1 protein-coding gene is annotated in these 2,471 nt (G+C 70.2%); it reads left to right on the forward strand.

What is annotated here, in order from left to right:
- Nucleotides 1-200: 200 nt before the first annotated feature.
- Nucleotides 201-2,471, forward strand: a 2,271-nt coding sequence (locus APM_RS01645) for a glycosyltransferase family 2 protein (RefSeq protein WP_039887511.1), incomplete at its 3' end; no start/stop codon positions are given.

Genomic DNA, 2,471 nt, shown 5'->3' on the forward strand with positions numbered 1-2,471 from the left:
CGGCGCGAAGCCGTTCCTGTATTATCCCGTCCCCGCCCTCGCCCCCACGGCCTGGGCCGCGCTCGCCGATTCCGGCCACGACCCGCTGATCCGCTAACCGTTTCTCAGCCGTTCTTGCGCTCGACCGGTTTTTGCAGTTCTGTCGCCCTGCATTCGCCGTCCATTTTCGATCCGTCATTTCAGCCGCGAGACCATTTCAGGTGCCCCAGCCCGCCCATCTCCTATTGCGCCTCCCCGCCGAGCAACGACCCGCCTGGGCGCTCTTCGATCCGGTCTGGTACGCCCTCCGCCATCCGGACATCGCCGCCGGGCGCGACGAGGCCGCCCTGCTCGAATACTACCTCGCCGTTGGCGGCCGGCTGGGGCACAGCCCGAGCCCGCTCTTCGACGAAGGCTTCTACCGCACCAGCAACCCCGACATCGCGGCGCTGGTCGCCGAGGGCGGCTACGCCTCGGGCTTCGATCATTTCTGCCAGTACGGCCATCGCGGCCTCTCGCCGCACTGGCTGTTCGACGACACGCTCTACGGCGACCTGCACGCCGACATGTCGCTCGAGAATCTCGACCGCCACCGCTGCTTCGGCCGCTACGACCACTGGCTGAAATCCGGCCAGCGCGAGCAGCGGATCTGCCATTTCCTGTTCGACAGCGCGTTCTACCGCCGCGAGGTCGAGGCGGCGGGAGAGGGCGCGGCGCGGCTCGAGTCCATGGGCCCCTTCGTCCACTATCTCTACGCGCTCTGGGACGACACGCCCGAACGCGCCACCTCGCCCTATTTCGACCCCGCCTGGTACGCCGCGATGCACGAATCCGCGCGCGACGACATCGCCGAGGGCCGCGCCCGCAACGCGCTGCACCACTACGTCACGCGCGGCGAGGCCGCCGGCTTCGACCCGGTGCCGGAATTCTCCGAGCGCTACCATCTCGACACCTATGACGACATCGCCGCCGCCGTCGAGGCCGGAGTGTTCCGCAGCGGCTACCATCACTTCGTCCGCTACGGCACGCTCGAACTACGCCGCCCCCGCGCCGATATCGACCTGATCTACTACCGCGACACCAACCCCCGCGTCCGCAACGATCTCGCCGCCGGCGCGGTGCGCGACGCCTTCGCCCATCTGCGCACGATCGGCCTGCGCGAGGGGCTCGACCACTGCCCGCCCGAGCGCGTGCCGGACCTGCCCGAACGCGCCGCCCGCCAGCTCTTCGAACTGCGCGCGCGCAACCAGTCCGCCCTGTTCGCCCGCCTGCGGGTCGACTTCGCCCCGTCCGCCCCGCCCACGCTCTCGGTCATCATGGTGCTGCACGAGAAATTCGAGCTGACCATGCAGGCGCTCGCCTCCCTGCGCGCCAACTTCCCCGGCGATCTCGACCTCATCCTGATCGACAACGGCTCGACCGACGCCACCGCCCGGATCGAGACCTATGTCCGCGGCGCGACCATCCTCCGCGAGCCCGGCAATCCCGGCTTCCTGCTCGCCTGCAATCGCGGCCTGCGCGAGGTCCGCGCCCCGGCGGTGCTTTACCTCAACAACGATGTCGAACTCGGCTTCGGCGCCATCGCCGCCGCCCTGCGCCGCCTCGCCTCGGCACCCGATATCGGCGCCGTCGGCGGCAAGGTCATCCGCACCCATGGCCGCCTGCAGGAAGCCGGCTCGATCGTCTGGGCCGACGGCTCGACCCAGGGCTACCTGCGCGACGCCTCGCCGCTGGCCCCCGAGGCCAATTTCGTCCGCGACGTCGATTTCTGCTCCGGCGTCTTCCTGCTCTGCCGCACCGATCTCGTGCGCCGCCTCGGCGGCTTCGACGAGGCCTTCCGCCCCGCCTATTACGAGGAGGTCGATCTCTGCGTGCGGATGATCGAGGCCGGCTTCCGCGTCGTCTACGACCCGGACGTCACCATCCACCACCTCGAATACGGCAGTTCGAGCAACGCCGAGGCGGCGATGCAGCAGATGCGCCGCAACCGCCGCGTCTTCGTCCGCAAGCACAAGGCGTTCCTGCACTTCCAGCAGGCGCCGGCGCCGGGCGGCGAAATCCGCGCCCGCGCGCGCAACGGCGCCGGACGGCGGCTGCTGTTCCTCGAGGATACCGTGCCGCTCCGCCGCCTCGGCTCCGGCTTCGTCCGCGCCAACGACGTGGTGCACGCCATCGCCGATGCCGGCTGGCAGGTCTCGGTCCTGCCGGTGAACGGCGCGCGGCACGACCTGATGAGCCAGTTCGGCGACCTGCCCGAAACCGCCGAGGTGCTGCACGACCGCTCGATCATGACCCTGCCGGCCCTGCTCGCCGAGCGCCCCGGCTTCTACGACGCGGTCTGGATCTCCCGCACCCACAACCTGATGCGCACCGCCCCGATCTTCGAGGCGGCGGGGATCGATCCGGCCACAACGCCCTTCGTGGTCGATACCGAGGCCGTCGCCGCCACCCGCGAGGCCGAGGCCGCCGCCCTGCGCGGCGAGGCCGCGTTC

This window comes from Acidiphilium sp. PM (assembly GCF_000219295.1).
GTDB classification, from domain to species: Bacteria; Pseudomonadota; Alphaproteobacteria; order Acetobacterales; family Acetobacteraceae; genus Acidiphilium; species Acidiphilium multivorum.